Origin of the sequence: Psychrobacter sp. 72-O-c (assembly GCF_904846605.1) — a bacterium.
In the GTDB taxonomy this organism is placed as follows: Bacteria; Pseudomonadota; Gammaproteobacteria; order Pseudomonadales; family Moraxellaceae; genus Psychrobacter.
Genome location: NZ_CAJHBI010000002.1, coordinates 97,743 through 114,824, shown reverse-complemented (window position 1 = coordinate 114,824; position 17,082 = coordinate 97,743). Strand labels below are relative to the sequence as shown.

At 42.6% G+C, this 17,082-nt stretch carries 16 protein-coding genes; 9 read left to right on the top strand and 7 right to left on the bottom strand.

The features are described 5' to 3' along the window. Nucleotides 1-46 precede the first annotated feature (46 nt). From JMX97_RS01130 to JMX97_RS01120, 3 genes are all read left to right on the top strand, one after another. Nucleotides 47-1,492, top strand: coding sequence for a fatty acid desaturase family protein (locus JMX97_RS01130; protein WP_227671393.1), 1,446 nt, complete (start codon nt 47-49; stop codon nt 1,490-1,492). Nucleotides 1,493-1,799: 307 nt separating this feature from the next. Next, nucleotides 1,800-2,096, top strand: coding sequence for a GNAT family N-acetyltransferase (locus tag JMX97_RS01125; protein WP_201554277.1), 297 nt, complete (start codon nt 1,800-1,802; stop codon nt 2,094-2,096). Between the two features lie 497 nt (nt 2,097-2,593). Continuing rightward, complete coding sequence (locus JMX97_RS01120; protein WP_201554275.1) at nt 2,594-2,887, top strand: 4a-hydroxytetrahydrobiopterin dehydratase; 294 nt, start codon at nt 2,594-2,596, stop codon at nt 2,885-2,887. A gap of 97 nt (nt 2,888-2,984) precedes the next feature. Here JMX97_RS01120 and JMX97_RS01115 read toward each other — a convergent pair whose 3' ends face one another. Next, on the bottom strand, nt 2,985-3,140 hold the full coding sequence (locus tag JMX97_RS01115) for a DUF1328 domain-containing protein (protein WP_201554273.1): 156 nt from the start codon (nt 3,138-3,140) through the stop codon (nt 2,985-2,987). Nucleotides 3,141-3,592: 452 nt separating this feature from the next. Here JMX97_RS01115 and JMX97_RS01110 point away from each other — a divergent pair, with 452 nt between their 5' ends. From JMX97_RS01110 to JMX97_RS01100, 3 genes are all read left to right on the top strand, one after another. After that, a complete protein-coding gene (locus JMX97_RS01110; RefSeq protein ID WP_201554271.1) occupies nt 3,593-4,930 on the top strand; it encodes a saccharopine dehydrogenase family protein in 1,338 nt (445 codons plus the stop codon). 461 nt (nt 4,931-5,391) lie between these two features. Further along, complete coding sequence (locus tag JMX97_RS01105) at nt 5,392-6,234, top strand: hypothetical protein (protein ID WP_201554263.1); 843 nt, start codon at nt 5,392-5,394, stop codon at nt 6,232-6,234. A 481-nt stretch (nt 6,235-6,715) separates the two neighbouring features. Then, nucleotides 6,716-7,165 carry a hypothetical protein gene (locus tag JMX97_RS01100; RefSeq protein WP_201554262.1) on the top strand — a complete coding sequence of 150 codons (450 nt, stop codon included), beginning with the start codon at nt 6,716-6,718 and terminating at the stop codon, nt 7,163-7,165. 123 nt (nt 7,166-7,288) lie between these two features. Here the strand turns inward: JMX97_RS01100 and JMX97_RS01095 are convergent, their stop codons facing one another. Continuing rightward, the gene (locus tag JMX97_RS01095; protein WP_201554261.1) at nt 7,289-9,835 is read right to left on the bottom strand and encodes a helix-hairpin-helix domain-containing protein; all 2,547 of its coding nucleotides are present in this window, start codon (nt 9,833-9,835) and stop codon (nt 7,289-7,291) included. A gap of 501 nt (nt 9,836-10,336) precedes the next feature. Between JMX97_RS01095 and ompR the strand changes: the two genes are divergently transcribed. Next, nucleotides 10,337-11,101 (top strand): two-component system response regulator OmpR, encoded by a 765-nt coding sequence (ompR, locus tag JMX97_RS01090; RefSeq protein ID WP_227671392.1) that lies wholly within the window; start codon nt 10,337-10,339, stop codon nt 11,099-11,101. 38 nt (nt 11,102-11,139) lie between these two features. Further along, nucleotides 11,140-12,408 carry a CobW family GTP-binding protein gene (locus JMX97_RS01085; RefSeq protein WP_201554260.1) on the top strand — a complete coding sequence of 423 codons (1,269 nt, stop codon included), beginning with the start codon at nt 11,140-11,142 and terminating at the stop codon, nt 12,406-12,408. A gap of 81 nt (nt 12,409-12,489) precedes the next feature. On the opposite strand, the gene JMX97_RS01080 is transcribed toward JMX97_RS01085, so the two are convergent. The 4 genes from JMX97_RS01080 to ubiG all read right to left on the bottom strand — a co-directional run bounded on the left by JMX97_RS01080 (nt 12,490) and on the right by ubiG (nt 15,429). Continuing rightward, nucleotides 12,490-12,756, bottom strand: a complete 267-nt coding sequence (locus tag JMX97_RS01080) for a DksA/TraR family C4-type zinc finger protein (protein ID WP_201554259.1) — start codon at nt 12,754-12,756, stop codon at nt 12,490-12,492. A 170-nt stretch (nt 12,757-12,926) separates the two neighbouring features. Next, nucleotides 12,927-13,778, bottom strand: coding sequence for a YciK family oxidoreductase (locus JMX97_RS01075; RefSeq protein WP_201554258.1), 852 nt, complete (start codon nt 13,776-13,778; stop codon nt 12,927-12,929). A 43-nt stretch (nt 13,779-13,821) separates the two neighbouring features. Continuing rightward, complete coding sequence (locus JMX97_RS01070; protein ID WP_201554257.1) at nt 13,822-14,532, bottom strand: HAD family hydrolase; 711 nt, start codon at nt 14,530-14,532, stop codon at nt 13,822-13,824. A 69-nt stretch (nt 14,533-14,601) separates the two neighbouring features. Beyond that, nucleotides 14,602-15,429, bottom strand: coding sequence for a bifunctional 2-polyprenyl-6-hydroxyphenol methylase/3-demethylubiquinol 3-O-methyltransferase UbiG (ubiG, locus tag JMX97_RS01065; RefSeq protein ID WP_201554255.1), 828 nt, complete (start codon nt 15,427-15,429; stop codon nt 14,602-14,604). 409 nt (nt 15,430-15,838) lie between these two features. Here ubiG and JMX97_RS01060 point away from each other — a divergent pair, with 409 nt between their 5' ends. Then, a complete protein-coding gene (locus JMX97_RS01060; RefSeq protein WP_201554253.1) occupies nt 15,839-16,459 on the top strand; it encodes a thiol:disulfide interchange protein DsbA/DsbL in 621 nt (206 codons plus the stop codon). Between the two features lie 108 nt (nt 16,460-16,567). Here JMX97_RS01060 and yjgA read toward each other — a convergent pair whose 3' ends face one another. Continuing rightward, the gene (yjgA, locus tag JMX97_RS01055; protein ID WP_201554251.1) at nt 16,568-17,077 is read right to left on the bottom strand and encodes a ribosome biogenesis factor YjgA; all 510 of its coding nucleotides are present in this window, start codon (nt 17,075-17,077) and stop codon (nt 16,568-16,570) included. Nucleotides 17,078-17,082 lie beyond the last annotated feature (5 nt).

Below are 17,082 nucleotides of genomic sequence, written 5' to 3'. Positions count from 1 at the left end.
CTTGATGCTTGTTATTTATTTGAGCCAATTCGGTTAAGGATTATTAATGCGCTTATTACCGCCTATATCCACTGCACAATCTGCTGTACCTATTCTGACTGCGTTAACCGATAGACAGATGGCAGCTCAAGATCGCTTGTTATCAGCAGTACAAACTGCTCATACGACGGCCGACAATAACGATGCTGATGATCAGCATATGGACACGCAATCCCAGCCTACTCGATATCCTACTTTGACGGGCGCACCATTACCAAAAGTCCAGACCGAAGCACTTGCTGATGAGCTAAACGCGCTTTATCAAAGCGTGATGGACTCACTAGGGGGCAAGGATGCGCGTTATATTCAACGTGTTTATGCGACGGTGGTATATAGCGAGCTAGTCGCACGTGGCCTACTGGCTGCTGCTGGACGACTGCCATCCAAACGCAGTAAAGTCGGTACTTGGCTACTGGGGACGTCCCTGCTCAGCTTCAGTAAAATCTTAAACAATATGGAGCTTGGTCATAACGTCATGCACGGGCAATATGATTGGATGCAGCACCCGCATCTTAATAGCCAAAAATTTGATTGGGATATCGTTTGTCCTGCGCCCCTATGGCAACATTCGCACAATTATTTGCACCATACTTTTACCAATATCATTGGCCGCGACCATGACGTCGGTTATCACTTGATTCGAGTTACTGATGAGCAGCCCTGGACGCCAAGCGACCGCTATAACTTATTTAAAACTGCGATCCTAGCATTAGGCTTTGAATGGGCAGTCGCCTTCCATGATATCCAAATCAGTGTTGATGAATATGCAGACACTCCCGATCTGCATAAAGCGATGCAACAAAAATCCCGGGCGTTATTTGCCAAAATTGCACGACAAGTGGGCAAAGACACCATTTTCTTACCTACTATAGCAGGGGTAACATTAGGTCGTGGTAGTGCCATGACCACGTTAAGCGGTAATGTCACTGCTAATATTGTTCGCAATCTGTGGACGTGGGCGGTGATATTTTGCGGACATTTTACGGAGCAAGCGCATATTTACACCCATCTTGATGCTAATGAGAGTAAAGGTGATTGGTATGTACGTCAGATTCTTGGTTCCAGCAACATTCAGGGCAGTCCGTTGTTTCACATTTTAACGGGCAACTTATCCCATCAGATTGAGCATCATATTTTCCCTGATATGCCCGCCAGCCACTATGCTCGCATTGCGCCACAGGTACAGGCTCTGTGTCGCAAGTATAATTTAACCTATAACACGGGAAAATTCAGTAGCCAATTTAAGCAAATGTTGGGACGTATTCACCACTTTAGTAAACCAAATGCCCAAGAATGGCGCGCTTATAAACTATCCGTGTCGAATACTGTTAGCAACAGCGATAGCAGCTCCATGCTGGATTCTAAAAAAGTTAAACCAGAGGCGCAAGCTAGAGGCGGTCTTAGTAGATTTCTCCCTCAAGTAGTTCGCCAAGCTTTATTTTACGCACGGTAAAGTCTTTGAATAAGACTCTTTTGAATAAAAGCTCGTTTAGATTAAGGTGTGTTCAGATAAAGCGTGATACAAATAAAGCGGACTAGTAGTTATTAAATAGCTATTAATTGCTCATTAAATGTTCATTAAGGTTATTAACATACGGTCTATCTACTCTTACCGTATGTGACTGGAAACTTAGATAAAAACTGCTAATAATAGAGCAAATGATTTATCGTTTAAGTCTTGGTTTAGTTGACGTATTTACTTAATACAAACCAAAAATAATCATAACATTAATAATAATAGCCACTAATGGAGGGCCCTAATGAATAAACAAGATTCTGAGAAAAATTTAGATATTACTCACAACCAAGATGCCAATCGCTTTGAAACGTCTATTGATGATAAAACCGGCTATATTAGCTATCAGGAGCGCGGCGATACTTTATTAGTCTATGATCATACAATCGTGCCGCAAGCATTAGGCGGACGCGGTGTTGGTTCAGCATTGGTAAAGCATGCTCTAGATTATGCCCGTGAGCATAACAAAAAAGTTGTTCCACAATGCTCTTTTGTATCCTCGTATATTAATAAGCATCCCGACTATCGAGATTTAATATAATTGAGCGCTATGAATAGTCTTTTAATAGAAAGAATATTGGTAAAAGTCTACAGTCATTCATAGATCTATTTTTGATAGGTCTTACAGTCGGTTCTTTTTAAAACGAAGATAGGGTGTTGGGATAAATTTTTTGCAGCATCTGGAGTGGCACGACCGCATAGCAAACGAGCAAATCTGTACTAACCGCATGTCAATATCAGCGTGTCTGTTTTACTTTATATTAACTGTAGTTATTTAAGCATCACTACCCTTCTATCTGCATGATATCTTGTCATATATTTACAATCAAATATATGACAAGATATCATGCCTAGGCGGGGTTTTTACCTTGTGTTGGTTATAAACTAAAAGAGCTTTTTTCATTACTTCTTTTCAATAGTTATCTCCTAGAGATGCTTGTATTCTTGATGCAGAGTGCCCACTAGCGGTCTTCATCAGCGAATTTCACATCATACCTTTCAACAAATAAACTTAACATAATAATAAAGGATAATCCCATGAGTAGTTTATCTGACAAACAAGTTGATTTGCAGCTAGAAGATCTCGCTGGCTGGCAACGCGATGGCAATGCCATCGTCAAGAGCTATCATTTTAGCGACTTTATTGAAGCTATTAGCTTTATGAATCAAGCGGCGTTTTATGCCGAAGCGCTTGAGCATCATCCTGAATGGAGCAATACTTATAACGTGGTAAACGTGCGCCTAACCACCGAAGATACTGGCGGTATTACCAGCCATGATATTCGTTTAGCAAAACGCATGGAATACATTATCAAGCCTAAACGTTTGTAGTTATTTATTAGCTTACTAAATCTCTAAATGAAAAAACGTCCTCAATTGAGGACGTTTTTTATATTACTGAATGACTATCAACATGGTGTTGCTTCTATTACATCTTGCGGCTGACAAGAGCCACAATAAATAAGATTACGGCAACGGCTAGGAAGATGTATGCCAAACTAGACGACAGCCCAGCGACTCCGCCAAACCCTAATAAACTTGCTAACAGTGCGATGACTGCAAAAATAATAGCCCAGCGAAACATAATTATTCTCCTCAAATAAACGTTAAAACATTATATTATTGACACTAATGTTTACTACTTAAATGCTTATTGCCTAAAACCATAGATTAGCAATGTTTAAACGTGAATAACGTTCACTTTGGTAATAAATGCGCTATGTTATGTAACCTTTGTAGCGTTACTACCTTGTTTGTAGCAAGTTATCGTTATCTAAAGCCTGTAAATAGTTCTTGAAGGGTTATAGCTATAAACAATTTATCTTTACTCAATACCAATCGCTATTATCAATAAACCTGCTATAAATATTAATCTGTTATGCTAAGTTCTTTAGGTTTTAATAACATCCTTGGCCTAATCAAAAAATTGAAATAAAAAATGAAGTAACAAGACTAAATTTTTCAGCAATAGTACTTAGAGCCCACTTGTTAACAAGCACCACCCATTCATAAAAACAACCATCAAGGAAATTTATTATGGACACTAATACAGGTACATCAACAAAGATTAATAAATCAGAGGACACCAAACAAGCCAGCAATAAAGAGCGTCCTTATGCGATCGTTTTATATGGCGCTACTAGCTTTGTTGGACAAATTACCGCTCATTATTTATCGCAATTCTTATTTGAATCAACGTCGAAAGAGGGCTCGTCTGAGGGATCAGCTATCACATGGGCGATAGCAGGACGCGATGAGGACAAGCTTAAAAAGCTACAATCTGAGCTGAGCAGTAAGCCAGATAATGGAAAAGTCGATATTATCATTGCTAACAGCAACGATGACGCCAGCCTTAATGAGATGACCAAACAGACTAAAGTCATCATATCAACCGTAGGCCCGTACCTTCAATACGGCGAACCATTGATTAAAGCCTGTGCTACCAATGGCACTGACTATGTTGATCTCACTGGTGAGGCCATCTTTATTAAAGACATGCTGGACAAATATCAAGAGACAGCCAAGCAAAGCGGCGCGCGTATCGTCAACTCTTGCGGCTTTGACTCTATTCCCTCAGACTTGGGCGTTTACTTTACCCAGCAGCAAGCTAAAGCCCAGTTTGATAGGTCCTGCGATGTCATCCATATGCGCGTAAAAGCAGCTAAAGGCGGATTGTCCGGCGGCACCATTGCTTCAATGGCGACTATCTTTGAGGAAGTAGGCAAAGATAAAGGGCGCCGCAGTCAAGTAGCTAACCCCTATCTACTTAATGATGATGACAACGCGCCTAACGTACGCCAAGATAACGTTAGCAAGCCTGAATACGATACCAAGCACGACCGATGGCTGGCACCTTTTGTGATGGCAAGTATTAATACCCGCATCGTCCATCGCAGTAATCAGTTGCTTGATTATGAATACAGTCGCGACTTTAAGTATGATGAGGCGATGTGGATGAAAGATGGCATCAAAGGTCAGCTAATGAGCTACGGCATGAGCGTGGGACTGTTGGGTTTTGCCACGGCGATGATTTTTAAGCCTAGCCGTGAATTTCTCTCAAAACACGTCCTACCCAAATCAGGCTCTGGTCCTTCTAAATCTGAACAAGAAGATGGGTTTTTTGATATTCGCTTTTTCGGTGAAACTTCTAAAAAGGACACTATTAGCACTAAGGTCACAGGCGATAAAGACCCTGGCTATGGCAGTACCTCGCGTATGTTGGCACAGTCAGCATTGTGTCTTGCACAAGATATTAGTAAAGAGACTGTCGGAGGTGGATTTTGGACACCGGCAGTGGCTATGGGCGACCAGCTATTGAAACGGTTAGAAGATCATGCTGGTATTAGTTTTGAAGTAGTTGATGACAAAAATTAATACCGCTGTTATTGCTAAGTACTGACATAATTACTAGCCACGATATTAACAGTGAGTAATTAACGACCGCATTCTAATATTAGAATGCGGTTTTTTATTATTTATAATTTGGAAGACTAGCTAGATACAATGTTAATAAATACTAATAACGTATTTCTTTGGTGAACAACATTACCAATTTTCGGTTTTTCAATACATTAAGCTACACATTCCTAGCCTAATGTCACAGCGATATTAAAGCCACTAAAGTAAGATTACAGATAGATTAGGGTGCTGTTTATCACAACACTGGTTACTTTATAGCAATATTTACATAAGATACAAAGAATCTCATGAGAAATAAAATAAAGTTAAGTAACAAATCAATTAAGAATAAATAACACCAAAAAAATAATGGCGGTTTAATCTGGAAAAGAATCACTTAAAGTAAAAAATCTATCTCTAATTAAAAGGAAAATACAATGAAATTGAATGTGTTAACAGCCGCAGTATTAACCTCTGGAATTGCTATGTTTGCTAGTAATGCGAATGCTGGCATGACTACAGATGGACATGGCAACGTGGGCTACGATAGCTATGACGAATGCGTCATGGCTGTCAAAGATGGTTCAGCTAAATTCTACACTCCTTATACTTACCAGAATCCAATGCGCCGTGCTGGTGAAGCCACTGTCAAAAAAATGCGCTTGTCCGAGGTCATGATTCCGCAGAATGTGGTAAACAGCAATAATCTAGGCACTGCTGATTATGCAGCTGGCGCTTGCGACTTAGGTGTGGGTCAATCAAATGGTCGTTATGGAGTGTCAGGTGCACTCGTTGGCAAGTACGTGCCTATTGCCGCTGACATGCCAGTTAACGTTTATATGGATAGCGATGGCAACCCTGTACGTCTAAGTATGCAGCAGTGCGATAACCATTTTGGTGATAAATTCCCAACTCCGATTATCAGCGAAGTTCAAACTTTAGAGATCCCGGCCCCAGAAGTTGAAATTGCTATCGTTGAAGAACGCACTGTCGAGCCAGTGCTTATTGAGACCAACCGCGTTATCCGTCCTGCTAAATATAGCGTTAAAGAGGTTATTATTGCCCCTGAAGACCAAGTTAAACGCTTTGACACCACCGCTGGTACGGCTGTAGCCGTAGAATCTAGCGCCGATCGTACGGTCATCGTTGGTCAAGAAGCAGATCAAGATATTCTTGATAATACAGAAATAGATCAAACCTTCCCAGTGATTCGTGTGCCTAACAACGACGTACAAGAACAGTTTATTGATTCAGACATGGACGAAAATATGATGGAATAAACTGAGGAACAAGGCAGGGCTATTAACTTCTGCTGTTAGGTATTAATAATAAATATTTAAAGTAGAAGTAGCATAAAAATGCCATGGTTCATACATGAATGGTTAAAACTATAGTTTGAAATTTTGAATCTAAACTATAAAAATAAATACCATAAATAGGGCCATTGCACGATTCTAGGTAAAAGCGTTAAGTGGCTAGATATTAATGAGTTTACTACTGTCATAGCAGATCTAGAGCGGGTATTGCTGCCTGTAAAGATTGTAAATTATCTAGCTACTTTATAAGGCTCTTTATTCGTATCAATCATAGTAGTTACTAGTATGACCCTCGTAATTTTAGTTTGTATATTTAATATAAATACAGAATCTACATATATTTAAGTATTCTAAATTTTAATAAGTAGCGATTAATGTTAAGAGTGCTTTAAATTGATAGCGTAAAATCTATCTACTTTACATTTATAACTCAAGGAATTTACTTATGCAAAATCGTCTTTTACCCTTATCACTACTCGTAGGTGCCGCATTGGTTATGCCAGGATTAGCAATAGCTGCGCCTGCTAATAGTACTGTCATGCCAGCAGATATGCGCGTTGCGCCTGTCGACAATACCTTACAAGCTGAAATTGAAGGTCCTGATGGTGAGTTATTAGCCACCCAACCGGGTGAAGTTGAAGTGAACGAACAAGAAGCATTGAACGGTGATGTTGTTGCCGTACAGCCGTTAAATATGCAGCATAGCAATGCGAACTATCAGCCACTTATTATGGGTGAAGCTTATAATAGTAGCGACGTCACTCCTGCCGACCAGCGCTCTACAGCCGCACCTATTACGTTACAAGAAAAGAAAAAAGGCCCACGTGGCGAATTACTGGCTACTCAGCCGGGTGAAGTTGAAGTCAGCGAAAGCCGCCGTTTTATAGTGCGCTAAACTATTTTTATACCAATGAAGTCTAAATTACTAGGTTTCTAAATTATCACTACGAACTAAAAAAGGCAGCCATCAGGCTGCCTTTTCTATGTTTTCAAAAAAAGTACTCACTTCTAAGAACAGTTATTTCTTAGCTTTACTGACACCTGCTTCTTTTAATAGCGCGCCCAGAGTACCCATTTTAATTGGAGCTTCTGCTTTTGGCTTCGGTGCTTTACTACGATTATCCGTAGCGCTTGAACTGCCTTTATCCTCTCTATCTTGACGTTTAGGACGTGGCGGGCGTTTATCAGCATCGGGACGTTTATTGGCATCAGGACGATTACTGCGCGGGCGGCTAGGTTTGTCATCGTTGCTGCTATTTTCTGCAGCAGATTTAGCTGGCGTGCGTGCTGGTTTTGCGGCTTCTGGTTTCATACTAAAGCCAATACGACCGCGCTTCTCATCAATAGCAATCACCCGTACAGAGATGATATCACCTGGCTTCACACGGTTCATGGGGTCAGCGACAAAGTCATTGGCCATTTGTGAGATATGTACCAAGCCATCTTGATGAACGCCCACATCGACGAAACAACCAAAGGCCGTCACATTGGTGACCACACCCTCTAACATCATGCCCTCGGAGAGGTCTTTAATGCTATTCACATCATCACGGAAATTGGCCGTTTTAAACTCGGGACGCGGATCACGCGCTGGTTTGGCCAACTCTTCTATGATCGCTTTGACACTGATATTGTCGTCATTGGCAGCTAGAGTAGTAGTATCGATGCTATTGAGCACGCCATCGTTACCTAATACTTCAGTTAAACCTTTGCCAGATTGCGCCAATAAGCTATCAACCAAGGCATAGCTTTCTGGATGGACACCAGTGGCATCAAGTGGATTACTGCCATCGTGGACACGTAAGAAACCAGCGGCTTGCTCAAAGGTCTTAACCCCTAAGCGCGGCACGTCTTTGAGTGCTTCACGGCTAGCAAATGCCCCATGCTCTTTACGGTAGGTAACGATTTGCTGAGCGACATTACGATTCAGACCGGCAATGTGTGCCAAAATCGCAGGACTGGCGGTATTCACATCAACGCCAACCGCGTTTACGCTATCTTGCGTGACTTTATCTAGGCTATCTGCCAATTGAGTTTGATTGACATCATGCTGATACTGCCCAACGCCAATGGCTTTTGGATCGACTTTTACCAACTCTGATAAAGGATCTTGTAGACGGCGAGCAATAGAGACCGCCCCACGTACAGAGACATCCAAATTCGCTAACTCATCACTAGCAAGTTCGCTAGCTGAATAGACTGATGCGCCTGACTCGTTAACGATAACGGCTTTAGCAGTTAGTGATTCATTAGCTGCCAAAATCTCTTTAACCATCGCATCCGTTTCGCGGCTGGCCGTGCCATTACCGATAGCCACTAAATCGACGTTATAAGTGCTGAGCAATTTATCAATAACCGTTTTAGCTTCTTCCATTTTATTATCAGGCGCAAATGGATAAACTGTAGCTACTACTGGCTTTTCATCGCTATCAAGCATGACATGACCTTGCGCATCGACTATGGCCATTTTTACGCCATGACGAATACCAGGATCTACGCCCAAGATAACTTTACGGCCAGCAGGCGCTGACATCAATAGATGCTGTAAATTATTAGCAAACACATCGATGGCATCGGCTTCTGCGGTTAGACGTTTTTCAGTCAATAAGCGATGCTCAATATGCGGACGCCACTTATCTTTCCACAGGCTGCTAGCAGCTTCTACTAAAAACTCACGACGGGCATCAGGTGCTTTAATCGTGACATCGAAATGGTTAATGACTTTATCGATGAATGGCGTATCTTCGCCTTCAATTTTTAGCCCCAAGACATTTTCTTGGCGACCGCGTAGCATGGCAAGCAAACGATGGTTTGGTAAACGCGCAAGGCCTTCGCTATGCTCAAAGTAGTCTTTGAACTTCTCGCCCACTTCGCGCTTCTCGTCACTGGCAACCGTTGAGATAATATTGGCAGTCTTAGCAAATCCCGCTCGCAAGTTATCGAGTAGATCCAATGCCTGAGTCCATTCATCGACGATAATGGCTTGCACGCCAGCCAGTTGTTTGTCGATATCGCTAAAGTCGACCTCAATCTCATTACCACTATCATCCGTAATACTAGACTGGACTTGATAATCCGCCAACGCATCTGTCGGGGTAATTTCTTGGGTCAAGACCGCTTGGGCGGCAGCATCTAAGCCAGCGGCGCGTGCTTTGGCTGCCGGTGAACGGCGACGCGGACGATATGGCAAGTAGATATCTTCAAGCTCAAGCTTAGAGGTCGCATTATCGATACGCGCTTGTAGCTCATCATTTAGATTGCCCTGTGTACTGAGCAGTTCAATAATTTTGAGCCGACGCGTAGCCATATCACGTTCGTAGTTAAGCGACTTCTCTAAAGCACGCAACTGGATATCGTTAAGGTCTTGGGTCTTTTCTTTCCGGTACCGCGCAATAAACGGAACCGTCGCGCCTTCATCGTAAAGTTTCACAAACGCATTGACTTGAGCAGTCTTAATGCCAAGCGCGCGAGCAAGCTTGTCGTGAATATTCGCGTGTGTGGTTGCATCTAGTCCCTGTGCATTTATCGAGGGCTGAGATGACGTTAAGGTATCAGTGCTACTCATATACGTATCAATCGTTGAGAAATGTAGCCTTGCATTATAGCAAAAGCTGCATGAATAAAAATCCTTTTTATATTTTCGTTGTTTAATACGGTTTTTATGGCGCAAAACACCATACATCCTCAGTTCTGCGCCCTTGTTAAACAAACGCATACAGCATTCATGCCTACGGGTGATGCAATTAGGGACACAATCTTATACACTAAAGTAGTAAGGTTATGAATATTAATAAATACTTGCCCGTTACACAAAAGTTGTAACCAATGTTTAAAAATAATCAGCGATTGAAAATTACTAGCATCAAAAAACGGGTAGTAAGAATTAATATACGGGCGATTTTAATATTTATGGGTATATTTTCTTTTAAATAAATTTAAGATTTTGAACTATTCAAACAAAAACAACCTGGTCTTTACTTACTGATACTCACGGACTTATCATTTATAAATAGCTATAAACCGCCACAGCCTCTGACAATAATAACGCTTCTTAAAGGATTTCTGTATGACTGAGAATAAAAGCCCCGATACCATGAATCAGCGCATTTTAGTAGTTGACGATGACGCACGCTTGCGCTCTTTGTTACAACGCTTCCTAGAAGATGATGGCTTCGTAGTCCGTACCGCTCATGATGGCAGTCAGATGGACAAACTAATGCAGCGCGAACTGTTCTCCTTAGTAGTATTAGATTTGATGCTACCGGGTGAGGATGGCATTAGCATTTGTAAGCGTCTACGTGAAGACAATAGTGATATTCCGATTATCATGCTCACTGCTAAAGGTGGAGATGCCGATCGTATTGCTGGACTGGAAGCGGGTGCAGATGATTATCTGCCCAAACCCTTTAATCCAAAAGAGCTATTAGCGCGTATCAAAGCGGTATTGCGTCGCCAAAATCGTGAGCTACCAGGTGCACCAAGCTATCAGCTTGAAGTGGTTGAGTTTGGACCTTGGACGCTTGACCTGTCTACCCGTACGCTAAAACGTGATGGCAATGTAGTGACTTTGACTACTGGTGAGTTTTCAGTATTAAAAGCCTTAGTTCAGCATCCCCGCGAGCCACTAACCCGCGATAAGCTGATGAATCTTGCTCGTGGTCGTGAATGGGGCGCGATGGAACGCTCAATCGATGTGCAAGTCTCTCGTCTACGTCGCTTGATTGAAGACAATCCTTCGCAAGCGCGTTATATTCAAACCGTATGGGGCGTCGGCTATGTGTTTGTTCCTGACGAAGCCGAACCGGAAACTGATGCTGAAAAAACTGAATAGTTTTAGCTAAGTGTTTCGAGCTTTATGATTTTGTCTTTATGAGCCCGTCCTCAATAATCCAAAACATACCCTGCACACTTGTGACAGGGTTTTTGGGCTGTGGTAAAACCACGGTTATTAATCAATTGCTCTCTACTAAGCCGAATAATGAGCGCTGGGCATTACTGATTAATGAATTCGGTCGTATCGGTATTGACGGCGCGCTGCTGGCAAGTTCGCAGACAGCAGGAGACACGCACAACAACATCGCCATTCGCGAAGTCAGCGGGGGCTGTATTTGTTGTACCAGTCAACTGCCCTTACAAATCGCCATTAGCCGTTTATTAAGCGAACATCGTCCACAGCGGCTGATTATTGAACCCACAGGACTGGCACATCCGCGCGAGCTGCTACGTCAACTCAGTGAGCCGCACTGGCAGACGGCTTTGAGCATGCAAGCCGTTATCACCGTGCTTAGCGGCGTGCAATGGCAACAAGAGAAGTATCGTAGCCACGATGGCTTTCAAGCGCATGTACGCGATGCTGACGTCTTAGTTATTAATCGATATGAGCAACTGAGCGCCACTTACCGGCAGGATTTGCAACAATGGATTGCGGCGCTAAATAAACAAGCGAAAATTATATGGGCAATGGCAGATTCTCAAACAGCTCCTGATTTTCAAACAACATCTGATTCTAAAATAACGGCTGATAGCTCAGACTTCATACAACTGTCGAACACTTACTTATCAGAGCTAACCGCCCAGCTTACCAAGCCCAGTAATGCCATCTCTAAGCAGCGCACAGCAAACATGACAGAGTCGCGCGTTAGCTTAACGCCAGCTAATAGCTTGATGTCGAGTGCCTCTATAAATACTAATAATGATATCGAGACCAGCTCTTCAACTAGCGAACTGCCCTATCGTTATCATGATGAGCAGCAAGGTATGCTATTGGCGGGATGGCGGTTGCCTCCGCATTGGGTATTTAACGCTAATGATCTGCAGCAGTGGTTATTACAACTGCCGAATTGGCAACGTATCAAAGGTATCGTGAATACTTCTGATGGCTGGCTACAACTGAACTTCACGCCTGATAGCTTAACTATCAATGAAACCAGCGCACAAATTGATAGCCGATTAGAGATTATTTTACTTGCTGGCTCATATAACAAATCGGATAACAAATCCGATAACAAAAACGAAGCCGTTACCACGGTAAAAAGAACCAAAGTAGAGCTTAACAACGAACACCAATCATCAATAGAATGGGAGCGATGCGATCGTGAATTGATGGCACTGGTTATCCCATCAAATAACCAGAAATAAATTTAATAGAATAGTTAGCATAAAAAAAGGCTAGTGTTGAATATCAACGCTAGCCTTTTTTTATTAATCCATAACTACCTACTAACGCAATTGACTGTCTTTACTACCACGGCGATTGAACAGCTCAGCCGCCTTTGCCTCTTGTTCAAGCTCAGTCTGACAACCAATGCAATGCTGAACTCCTGGCACTGCTACCCGCCGCGCTTCTGGTATCGCATTGCCACATTCGTCACAAAACTCTGCACTATCGCCTGTCAATAGCGAGCTCCGTACTCGATCTACAGCATCATTGACCGTTGCATCCATCTGCTCATGTTCTGCCCCGTCTCTTGACCATCCACCTGCCATAATCTTATCCTTTGTAATTTACTTATTACTTATTATTGATAGTTGCTTGTTTTTAACAACATAAAACGCTTTAATAACAGATAGATGGGGATAAATTATACTAATTTCAATATACAAACCTGCATAAAAAAAAGCATTAAACATAGACTACCTATACTGAAATATTGCCACTAGTTTTTCGGTTGTAATGCCACTACTTGACCGCGAACATTAATACTGGCATCACTCATCAAGCAGACATAGCCTGCCATGATATCTTCTGGTGTTTTAAGGCTCATTGGGTTTTCACCCGGAAAAGCATGGGCACGCATGTTAGTGCGTGTACCACCGGGGTTAATACAGTTAAAACGTAAGTTGGTGGTATTTTGCGTCTCTTGGGTAAAGATATCGCTCATACCTTCAGTTGCCTGCTTCGAGAGTGCATAAGCACCCCAAAACGCGCGTGGATGGGTGCCGACTGTGCTAGAAGTAAAGACAATAGAGCCATGGGCGGCGTCTTTAAGCAGTGGTAATAATGCTTGAGTGAGCATAAAGGTAGCGGTACAGTTAACCTTCATAACCTTAGCAAACATATCCACATCATACATCTCAAGCGGCGTCAGCTCACCTAATATTCCCGCATTATGCAAAATACCATCAAGTTGACCTATTTCTTTATTAATCATGTTCTCTAACTGCTGCATTTCGGCATAAGTTACACTCTCAAGGTTCATCGGCATCATCGCTGGCTGCTTGCCACCAAAGCTTTCGATTTCATCATAAACGTATTCGAGCTTGCTGCTGGTACGTCCCAATAGCAGCACAGTTGCACCATAACGAGCATAATTCAACGCGGCGACACGTCCGATACCATCGCCTGCCCCGGTCACCAAGATAGTCTTACCCTCTAAGCAATTCTCCGCTGGCACAAAATTACGAATATCGTCATGGGTTAAAGGTTGCTCAGCATATTGATTCGCTCGTTGTTGATTGGCTTCCTGACCGGCATTTTGGTTGTCTGTTTGATTGGCACTGTCACTCATGGCATTACTCACTACTTAGGGTTTGATAATTGGGAAGGTTTACTTATAAGTATTCAAATTTACCTGAGGATAGTAACAGCTGATTCAGTTGATTAGGAGTCTCGGTAATATACTTTGCGCCCCATTTCTTCAAGCTTTTCTGATCTTCAGCAGGAATATAACCATAAGCAGCCAAAATGGTCGGCATTCCAGCAGCATTACCTGCATCAATATCACGTATATGATCGCCTATGTAAAGTACGCAACTGGCGGCCCCACGCGGTATGCCAAGCTTTTCTAATGCCATATACATCGGCTCTGGATCTGGCTTGGTACGGGATACATCTTCAGGGCAAACTAATACCGCACAACGCTCATCTAGCTGCATAATTTTTAACAGTTGCTCCGCTAGATAACGCGGCTTATTGGTAACAATACCCCATGGCACACCCTTTTGCTCAAGTGTGGTAAGCACTTCTTCAAGCTCAGCAAATACACAGCTGTCCACGCAAATGTCTGCCTCATAGTCATCCAAAAACTGCTGGCGAAAATTTAGCAATTCTTCATCACTGTGCGTTAGCTCTCCATTGTGACGCAACATAAGCTGTACCATCGCTGATGCACCAGAAGACACCTGCTCACGGATATCTGCCTCAGAAGGCGTTTGCCAATTGTTTTCGCTACTCATTTTACCAATAATCCGTACAAAGTCGGCAGCGGTATCGATTAAGGTGCCATCGAGGTCAAATAAAACAGCTTTTACAAATTGGGCCATGGTATATACTCTTATTGTTATTACAAATTCTATTAAGCGATTCTAAGCCTTTACAGAGTTGTAGTGGGTTTACGATAGTGGTTTTTGTACTGCCATCATGTAATTAACATCCACATTTTGTGCCAGCCAATAGCGTTTGGTTAGGGGATTATAATGTAGACCAATAATATCTTGCCGCATAAATCCTGCGCTTACCGCCATTTTATCCAGCTCAGCGGGGGTGATAAATTTAGCATAATCATGGGTACCGCGATCTAGTAAGCGCAGTACATATTCTGCCCCAACAATCGCAAATAAATACGACTTAGGGTTGCGGTTGATAGTGGACAGCACGCAAACGCCACCTGGCGCGAGTAGCTCAAAACAAGCTTGGACAATAGCGTTAGGATCAGGCACATGCTCAAGCATCTCCATACAAGTTACTACATCGAACTGGCCGGCATGGGTCGCTGCTAGCGCCTCAATGGGAATGTGTTGGTAGCGCAAGGTGTTATCTAAACCACTTTGGCTCGCATGGACGCTGGCTGCTTTTAGGTTTTCAGTACCTAGGTCTATACCGGTCACGTCAGCACCGCGACGGGCCATTGACTCCGCCAATATACCGCCACCGCAACCAACATCGAGTATCTTTTTGCCAGACAGACCCATTTCTGCTGTTTTATCAGCGTCATGGCTTTTATAACCGCGTTTAACGTTTTCTTCTATCCAATTGAGGCGTAGTGGGTTAATCTCGTGTAAGGTCGCAAACGCGCCAGTCTTATCCCACCATTCGCTAGCCAGTTTATTAAACTTATCGACTTCGCTAGGATCAACATTGGTTGTGGTCGTGATTGCATTATCCATACTGCTGTTAGTTTGCGTGTCGGTAGGTTGTGAAGAAGATGCAGCTGAGCTCATAGCGTTTTCCCTTTAGTGTCATTATAGTTATCATTATGTCTGTCATTATAATTATCATCGTATACTGTGTACGATTATACGCTTAATATTAGCATGACAGCGGCTGCTTTGTCGTGAGCACATCGTGAGCGATTGTGAACAGCCTTATGTGGTACTTAGCTATTATTCTCACTATTTGATTAACATTAGCTTTATCATTAAAAACTATGGTTAAAGAATGGCTATCATAAAGATAAGTAAGACACCCTAAATAATGTCTCACAGCTTTACAACCGTTAGTTAAGAATACGGTTCACAAACACTAGCGTTTTACGCTATTATAGGCAGATTACGCTTTATCGCTTATTACCTCTAAAACACAAGCAACTTCTTAAAAAACCTTTAAGTCTTCATACCTCAAGGAAAAACTATGAAACGTGCCATCGCATTGACTGGTCTGGCGTTCGCCATTGGGATAGCCAATATGGGCGCACAAGCCGCCGATTATGTCGCCGGAAAAGACTATCGCGTGCTGGATAACCCAGAAAAAATCAGCGGTGACGCTGTTATTGTCCGTGAGTTCTTTTGGTATGGCTGTCCACATTGTAATAACCTTAACCCGTATATGGAAAAATGGGCAAAAACCAAAGATAAAGATGTGGCCTTGTTCAAAACGCCAGCCGCGCTCAATCCTGTCTGGGAAGCCAGTGCCCGTGGGTTCTACGCCGCACAGCTATTAGGTTATGAAAATAAGACCCATGATGCTTTATTTGATGCGATTCATAAAGATGGTAAGAAATTGTTTGACCAAGCCTCATTAAGCAAATGGTATGCCTCAAAAGGGGTTGACCAAAAGAAATTCAACAGTCTTTACAACTCGTTTGCCGTTGGTACGAAGATTGGACGCTCACAAGCAGGTGCTAAACGCTATCAGCTATCAGGTGTACCTGCCGTTGTCGTGCAAGGTAAATACGTGGTAACTGGCGAAGGTCCTAAGGTTGTTAAGGTAGTGGATTATTTGGTCGACAAAGCCCGCGCTGAGAAAAAATAAAGCTCTATAGTTAGTAGTCTGTTAAAAATTCATTAAAAAAGCCAATCTTTAGAAGATTGGCTTTTTTGTGTTTATTGCTTTATCTATTTAATGGCCATACTTCAACCGTTACTTCAACTCGGTCAAAATAGCCACTTCACGAATATAGCTGGTTAAATCTTCTTGAGACTCTTTCATCAACTCGTCATCTTGCGTATGCTTGGCATATTCAATCCATAATAGCAATTGATAGAGGCTATTGCGTTCCGATGCTTTGTACTGCTTAACAAACTGCTTAAGCGTCCCTTCATCATTAATATTCAAACGCCCAGACCAACTTTCAATCTTAGAGACTTGTTCCTTAGGAAAAAAAGCATCAAACAGAGCTTTGACCAGTTCGTGACGATTTTCTTCACTGATTAGCTTACCGACCCGTTTGGTTTGGCGAATACGCGCATTGGCACTGGTAATATCTGCCAAGGCCATCAACTCTGCCATAAAATAGTCACTGGCCGGGAGTTTTTTTAGCTGCTTTTTAGATAAGTTTGCTAGCGGTATCGACAGCGTTTGCAGGCGCTCGTGGGCTTTTTTTAGTTCGGTGCGCGAGACGCGCATGTCGTGTTCTGACCAATCAATCATAAAAG